Origin of the sequence: Persicitalea sp., from assembly GCF_041751555.1 — a bacterium.
In the GTDB taxonomy this organism is placed as follows: domain Bacteria; phylum Bacteroidota; class Bacteroidia; order Cytophagales; family Spirosomataceae; genus Persicitalea.
In genome coordinates, this window is record NZ_JBGSXF010000115.1 from 1 (window position 1) to 7,289 (window position 7,289).

Here is a 7,289-nt window from a genome sequence, read left to right on the forward strand (position 1 = left end):
GATCCTTACCTCAAAATAGGCCAGACCAACGACCGTACCTCGAGCGATTTCGTGTGGGCTTTGCAGGATATTTCTTTTGAGGTAACGAAAGGTGAAATTCTCGGCATCATCGGACGCAACGGAGCCGGAAAGTCCACGCTACTTAAAATCCTCTCGCGCGTAACCAAACCCACCACGGGCCGCATCCGCGTCAGGGGCCGCATGGCCTCACTGCTGGAAGTAGGCACGGGCTTCCACCCCGAACTGACAGGCCGCGAGAATATCTTTCTGAACGGGGCGATTTTAGGGATGCGAAAAGAGGAAACCCGCCGCAAACTGGACGAAATCGTGGATTTCGCCGGGGTGGAGCGCTACCTCGACACGCCCGTGAAGCGCTACTCCTCCGGTATGTACGTGCGGCTGGCCTTCGCCGTCGCCGCGCACCTGGAACCCGAAATACTGATCGTAGACGAAGTACTGGCCGTCGGTGATGCGGAGTTTCAGAAAAAATGCCTGGGTAAAATGAAGGATGTGAGTGAGAACGACGGGCGGACGGTGCTGTTTGTGAGCCATGATATCAACGCGATCGCCAGCCTCACTCAAAAATCCGCGCTTATGGATGGGGGCAGAATAACGTTTTTAGGCCCAACTCCCGTTGCAATCAATACCTATTTGACCAATTACGCCCCCAGGGGGACGGTGTATAGTGCGCCCCCGGACACCTTCAAACCCACCGTCACTCAGGTGAAGTTGAACACGAGTCTGCCCAATAACTATCACCGCTGCCTGGACGCTTTAACTATCGACTTCACGCTCCACACGCCGGTTCCATTGCGTGGGGCCTGCCTTTCTTTCCAAGTTGTTAACAACCGTCAGCACCCGATCGTACATTTGTGGAGTTTCGATTCCGAACGACCCATGTGTCGCGAGGCGGGTACTTTCCGGATTCGCTGTGAGATTCCCACCACCCGAATCTATATGGGCGACTATATACTGAAAGTATATTTCACCGGCCCTCCGGGTGGCGAAATATATGATATTGTCGAAAACATTTGTCCGTTTACCGTTGATATGGTCGATTTGGGACGCGAATACCCTTGGCGCGACGGAACTTGTGCCTATCTGGAGGATGCCTCCTGGAACGTAACTAAGATAGCATGACGAAATACTGGTCGAACTTATTCAAAAAAACCTCCCGGCAGCGCCCGGCCCCAGCTTCAGACCCGTGGCGGTACGCCGATATCGGGAAAACGGAACAGGAAATCATCGATCGGGTGAGTCCTTTCACGATGACCAGCCCCGAGCGACTTATCAGTCTGATCCGCGCCGCAGAATATGTAATCGAACAAAATATCGAAGGTGATTTTGTGGAATGCGGCGTATGGCGGGGAGGAAGCGCCATGGCTATGGCGCTTACCCTCGAAAGAAGAAGGGCCCGGAACCGCCAACTTTATTTGTATGATACCTATGAAGGCATGAGTGAACCTACGCCCGAAGATGAATCGTTTGCAGGGGAGACAGCGAAGAAACTTCTCGACAACAGCTCCAGGGAAGATGCGCGGGGCGTGTGGTGTTACTCGACTTTGGAAGAAGTAATGCAGAACGTAGATTCGACCCGATACCCCAGCAGCCACCTTCATTTTGTTAAGGGTAAGGTTGAAGATACCATTCCCGATCAGGCGCCCGATAAGATAGCCCTGTTGAGGCTCGACACCGACTGGTACGAATCTACTAAACACGAAATGGAACATCTGTTTCCCCGCCTCCGGCCGGGCGGAGTAATTATAATCGACGATTATGGTCACTGGAAAGGCTGCCGCCGGGCCGTGGACGAATATCTGCGGGATAACGGTATCAGCCTGTTTCTAACCAGAGTAGATTACACCTGTCGCCTTGCCGTAAAAATGTGACGCTCGAACTATGTCAATTCCTCCCGATGAATTCCTGGCGCCATCCATAAAGCACCATTACGGACTTTTTGTCATCCGTAAGCTTCTTTTGGAAACCATCACCGCGCAGCGCCACCTTTTCCGGGGGACTTTGGTCGATGTGGGCTGCGGGCGAATGCCGTATCGACCCATACTGCTACAGAACTCAGCCATAACCGAATACATTGGCGTGGATTGGCCCGATGCACCTTACCACGTCAGTACCCCGCCGGATGTTTACTGGGATGGTAAGTCACTCCCATTCGCGGATAGCACCGCCGACACCTGCCTGGCGACGGAGGTGTTCGAGCATCTGCCCAATGGCGTCAAGGTAGCCAGTGAGGTACACCGGATCCTCAAGCCTGGCGGCGTATTCTATCTGACGGTTCCTTTTTTCTGGCCTTTTCACGAAGTACCTTACGACGAATATCGCTACACGCCTTTTTCACTCAGCCGCATTTTGCAGGAAGCGGGCTTCAACGCGGATGATATTCATGTAGGAGCTACAGGAGGCTGGCTGGCTACCCTGGCTCAGGTGCTGGCTCAGGTAGTCGTCATGGAGGTACGCTCTCCCCGATTGAGGAAAAGACTAAGGCAAGTCAGCAGCCCGATCATACTTTGGCTGTTAAAGAAAGATCGGCCACCTGCGGAATTCACCAATCATTCGATGGCTCTGGGGCTGCACGTCGTAGCCTATAAACGATCCAAAACATCCCTTTGAATTACCCTGATTCTAAATCTGTAGTCGTAGCCTTCCCTTCGCAATCACGCGGAGGGTGCGAGGAATACGCCCTGAATATTGCAAAAGCACTGCACAACCTTGGCTACAAAGTCCATACAATGTTTCCACCCGCCGAAGGAACCGCGACGCTTCGGGCTTCCTTCTCCGAATTTGAAGCTTCTTTCAACCCACTGATATTGCGTTATTGGCAGCCTGGACGCTTCAGGCGCATTCGCCTGGCCTGGGATATTCTCAGAATAGCCCTCTTGATCCTGCGCAAACGCCCAAAAGCCGTACACATTAGCTTGCCCTGGCCAAACACCGCCACGGAACTACTGTTGGCCTGCGCCCTGTTGGGTGTACGTACCGTCGTTGTTTTTCAGTTAGTTGGGGAAGAGTTTCACTTGTCTGCCAGCATGGTCAGAAAGTACCTGTGGGCAAAGGCACGTAATCCGAAATGGGTGGCCGTTTCGGAAAATAACCGGAAAATTTTGTGTGATGTCTTTACGCTTCCGACTTCCGAAATTCACCTGATCCCCAATGGCGTCGCATTGGCTCCTTCAAATGAGTTTGCTCAGGCGGAAATAGCAGAACTGGTAGACAGGAAAAGCGTTATTCTAACCGTCGCCAGGCTCTCATTCCAGAAAGGGATCGACCTCTTACTTCGGGCCTTCGCTGCTGTTGCACCGGACTTTCCTAACCACCAATTGTTCTTGATCGGCGATGGCGAACTGATAGAGGAACTGAGAAGTCTGGCCGCTGAGTTGGCCATTTCTGACCGGGTTTTGTTTCTAGGACGTCGGTCGGACGTGCACGATTGGCTCCGGGTAGCGGATCTTTTCGTACTGCCCAGCCGCTCGGAAGGTCTGTCGTTCGCCCTTTTGGAAGCGATGGCGGCGGGGGTACCCATTCTGGCTTCCAATGCTAGCAGCATTCCTGACCTAATTAAAGATGGGCAGGGAGGGGTACTTTTTGAGAAAGAAAACGTCGAGAGTCTAAATAAAAAACTATTTTGGGTTTTGAGCAACCCGAAAAATATGCGAGAAATGGCTACAAATTCTTGGCGAAAGGCACAGGGATTTTCGCAGGAAAACATGATTGAAAAGACTTTACAGTTACTGTCTGTCGAATCTATTCAGGAAGCTGCCCCTCGGTTATGAAAATACTCCTGCTTCGTGATCGTTTTTCCCACATGGGCCAGCACAGCGGCTACGACCAGTTGAGCGACGCGTTATTAAAGGCTGATGCTCACGAGTACAGTTCCATCTGGCGACCCTCTAAACCTAGCTCATCTCGTTTCCTTGGGAAAATCAGGAACCGCTATCGTGATAATATACACGCGACGACTTTTTACAATCTGTCAAGTTTACAGCATGAGCTTGCCGCAGCATGGGAGACATATAGAAAGCCAAAGGAAGTCATTCATATTTTGTACCTGGAAGATACACTGGGATTTCTACCTAAACTCCGCCAACAGTTTTTCAAAAAAACAAAATTGGTAGCTACGGCTCACCAACCGCCCTCCTGGTGGAAAATCAACCGCCTAGAACCCCACTGGCTAGATGCGCTGGATGCGCTTATAGTCCTCGACTCTGCTTCCAAGGAGTTTATGACCAAGTACCTGGCGGCAGAAAAAATACACATAATACCCCATGGCGTGGACACTCGTTTTTTCAGTCCGCAACCAGACGTCGTGGTGTCCGAACCCATAAGGTGCCTGTTCGTAGGCCAGTGGCTCCGTGACTTTGGTGCCTTCGAGCGTATTGTGGACCAACTGTCTGAGACTAAACCCAAAATTCAGTTCGACATGGTTTATATGCGCAATGCTACTGATGTTCAAAATCCACGCATGATGCGCCTGGCTCGAAATCCTAACGTTCATTTCCACACAAAGTTGACCGACAACCAGTTGCTAAAATGCTATCGCAAAGCTTCCCTCCTTGTCCTACCCCTATTGGACAGCACGGCCAACAACGCTATTCTGGAAGCAATGGCGACGGGAACTCCGATTCTCACCTCGGCGGTAGGCGGAGTCCCCGACTATCTGCCCCAGAACCATAAAATGTATATCAGGCAAGGCAAGCAGGGGCTATGCACGGAAGCCCTGCACTATCTGAAAAGCTACCCCGCTGAAAAAAATATAATCGGAAAAGTACTGAGGGAGAAAGCCGAACGAGAGTTCGACTGGGCCGTCATTGCTAATCGAACTGCCGATTTGTATCGAAAAGTAACACTTGAAATATGAATATCCTGTTGGCAATCCCTTCTCTGGCTATCGGCGGGGCAGAAGTTTTTGTGGTCAGGCTGGCTAATGCCTTATCTCAGCGTGGACATAAGGTTTTCTTACTTCGCTTGAGATCAATACGTCCCTCTTCGTCCATCGAAGAAAGAGTTTTCAAGCAGGTGAAGGTAGTTGCGTTGAAAGATCAGCTTTCTCCGCTGCAGTCTGTATGGTGGAAGCTGCTTTACGTTACTACACAATGGAATCCTGGACTACATCGAAGAGTGATTTTTCTACGAAAAAAAGTTAGTGCAAAAGTCCTCGTGAATTTTCTTGAAAAATTTTGTCTGGAAGAAAATATCGATGTCATCAATTCGCACCTTCAGGCTGCCGATTGGGCGGTAGCGCAATACTTTCTAAAAAAACCTCGATCGCAGAGATTTGTGATATCAATGCATGGGTGCTACAATCAGGCAAAATATTTGGTGGGGACTGCTGGCACTGCACAAATCTCCAGCACTGACAGAGTAATGGAAGCAGCAAATCGCATTGTATTGCTCACTCCGAAAAACAAGCGGCCTTTGCAAACTTTTGTCCTGAAAAGCACCCCTGTGTACATCCCATTGGGGTTTGAAAAGCCATCTGCCAGTAAATCGGTATCCTTGTGCTACTCTTCGTCATTTCCAATCACTTTTGGCCTTGTGTCGAGAGCCGTTGCCCGCAAAGGGTGGGAAGAAGCCATTCTAGCCGCTGGCTTGCTGCACGATGAAGATATAGATTGTCGGTTGATTTTGGTTGGGGACGGTGAGTGTTTACCTTCCCTAATAAATATGTACGATCACTTGTCCTACATTGAATTTGTCGGAGCCACGGCCCGTGTGCTGGATTGGGTTCAAAAGTTCGATGTCGGCCTTTTTCCCTCTTACATAGAAAGCGAAAGCTACCCTAATACCGTCATCGAATATCTGGCTTGCGGCAAGCCCGTCATCGGAACGGACATCGGCGAGGTCAAAAACATGATGAGCGACCCGGACGGACGACTGGCAGGTAAGCTTCTACATTACTCGCCAGCAGGTACATCGGTCGAGGAATTGGCCAATTGCATGAGGCAGTACGCAGAAAATTCCGATTTGCTGGCAGCGCACGGATCGGTAGCTGATGCAGCCTTTGAGAAGTTCGACATGAACCGTTGCCTTGACGCCTACGAAGCAGTTTATCGATGAGTTTGGAGAGAAAAAAAATACTCTTCCTGTCGCCGCGCCCTAATTTGGGAGGAGCCTCACAGGTGCTGCTGAACTTGCTGGATTCGACCAAAGGAGCAAATGCTTTTGAGGCTTCTTTCCTTTTCGAAGAGACAGGTGTAGCACTCCCGGAGTACCAACAATACGGAATCGCTCATATCTTTCCACTCGAAAGAAACTACCTGCTTCGAAAGGTGGCGAAAAAACTGTCGGTACGACTTTACGATGTTGCTAAGCACTGGTACGCGCGCTGGGTCATCAAAACCCAATCTCCCCAGATAATCTATATCAATTCTCTCGTTTCCAGCCCATCAGTACGAACTGCTCTGCGCTCCTCGGCCCACATAACTCTTCACGCGCACGAGATGGATTTCCTGGTGGTCTTTAAATTGCCCGATGCCTGGATTCGCAAGACCCTTGAACGCGTCGATCGATTAATAGTTTGCTCGACTGCGGTAGCTACGTTTTATGAGAATACCTTCGAAGTACTACCAACAAAAATCTCGGTAATTCACGGACCAGTCAGTAGCAGGCGATTGCACAAAGGGATGAAAGCCTCCCCTCCTATCCCAAAGCGCGACAAAGGTGCTATCGTGCTTGGTACAGTAGCCAATCTATCCTTTCTTAAAGCTCCTGACGTAATTATCGAAGCTTTATTCATTCTGATCAACCAATTTACCGGAACGAAGGAAGTAAAGCTCCAATGGCTGGGTGCGCCAGCTAAACCCAACCCACATCTTTCATCACTTTTAGCATTGGTAAAAAAACGCGGACTTGAAGATTATATTAGTTTCCTGCCAGCCACCGACAAAACGGATTTATTCTATTCTCAGATTGACATATTTGTGCTCCCCTCGCGTATGGAAGCCTTCCCTCTTTCAATAATGGAAGCCATGCTCTTTGAAAAGCCTGTCGTAGCGATGGACGTAGGAGGCGTGCGGGAGGTAGTGGATACCGAAACAGGCTACCTCGTCAAAGATCGCACCCCCGAAGGCCTCGCCAAGGGGATTTTATATTTTCTGGAAAATGAAGATCGGCGAAACCGGGCCGGGCAGGCAGGCAGGAAACGCGTACTGGAGAAATTCGAGAGCAGCGTACAGGCTCCCAAATGGCTGGATATTCTGGAAAATACATGAAAATTGCCTTCGTCGTCTCCTTCTTTGACTTCCGTAACGACGTGCGGCGGGTGATCGCCGAGG

The 7,289-nt window shown here is 50.3% G+C and carries 7 protein-coding genes; all 7 read left to right on the forward strand.

Annotated elements, in window-relative coordinates; translation table 11 throughout:
* On the forward strand, positions 1-1,140 hold a 1,140-nt coding region (locus ACEW8P_RS03950), incomplete at its 5' end, for a polysaccharide ABC transporter ATP-binding protein (protein WP_373511810.1).
* Positions 1,137-1,889, forward strand: a complete 753-nt coding sequence (locus ACEW8P_RS03955) for a TylF/MycF/NovP-related O-methyltransferase (protein WP_373511811.1) — start codon at positions 1,137-1,139, stop codon at positions 1,887-1,889. The genes ACEW8P_RS03950 and ACEW8P_RS03955, both read left to right, overlap by 4 nt.
* Before the next feature lie 10 nt (positions 1,890-1,899).
* Positions 1,900-2,628 carry a methyltransferase domain-containing protein gene (locus ACEW8P_RS03960; RefSeq protein WP_373511812.1) on the forward strand — a complete coding sequence of 243 codons (729 nt, stop codon included), beginning with the start codon at positions 1,900-1,902 and terminating at the stop codon, positions 2,626-2,628.
* Positions 2,625-3,788 (forward strand): glycosyltransferase family 4 protein, encoded by a 1,164-nt coding sequence (locus tag ACEW8P_RS03965; RefSeq protein ID WP_373511813.1) that lies wholly within the window; start codon positions 2,625-2,627, stop codon positions 3,786-3,788. Before ACEW8P_RS03960 ends, ACEW8P_RS03965 begins: the two co-directional genes overlap by 4 nt.
* Entirely contained in the window at positions 3,785-4,873 is a 1,089-nt protein-coding gene (locus tag ACEW8P_RS03970) for a glycosyltransferase family 4 protein (protein WP_373511814.1), read from the forward strand. Before ACEW8P_RS03965 ends, ACEW8P_RS03970 begins: the two co-directional genes overlap by 4 nt.
* A complete protein-coding gene (locus ACEW8P_RS03975; RefSeq protein ID WP_373511815.1) occupies positions 4,870-6,072 on the forward strand; it encodes a glycosyltransferase family 4 protein in 1,203 nt (400 codons plus the stop codon). Before ACEW8P_RS03970 ends, ACEW8P_RS03975 begins: the two co-directional genes overlap by 4 nt.
* A 2-nt stretch (positions 6,073-6,074) precedes the next feature.
* Entirely contained in the window at positions 6,075-7,226 is a 1,152-nt protein-coding gene (locus ACEW8P_RS03980; RefSeq protein WP_373511816.1) for a glycosyltransferase family 4 protein, read from the forward strand.
* Positions 7,227-7,289: the final 63 nt, after the last annotated feature.

Excerpts from the sequence above, each read along its gene's own strand:
- ACEW8P_RS03955 (WP_373511811.1), top strand. The coding sequence starts at position 1,137 with ATGACGAAATACTGGTCGAACTTATTCAAAAAAACCTCCCGGCAGCGC.
- ACEW8P_RS03975 (WP_373511815.1), top strand. The coding sequence starts at position 4,870 with ATGAATATCCTGTTGGCAATCCCTTCTCTGGCTATCGGCGGGGCAGAA.
- ACEW8P_RS03970 (WP_373511814.1), top strand. The coding sequence starts at position 3,785 with ATGAAAATACTCCTGCTTCGTGATCGTTTTTCCCACATGGGCCAGCAC.
- ACEW8P_RS03960 (WP_373511812.1), top strand. The coding sequence starts at position 1,900 with ATGTCAATTCCTCCCGATGAATTCCTGGCGCCATCCATAAAGCACCAT.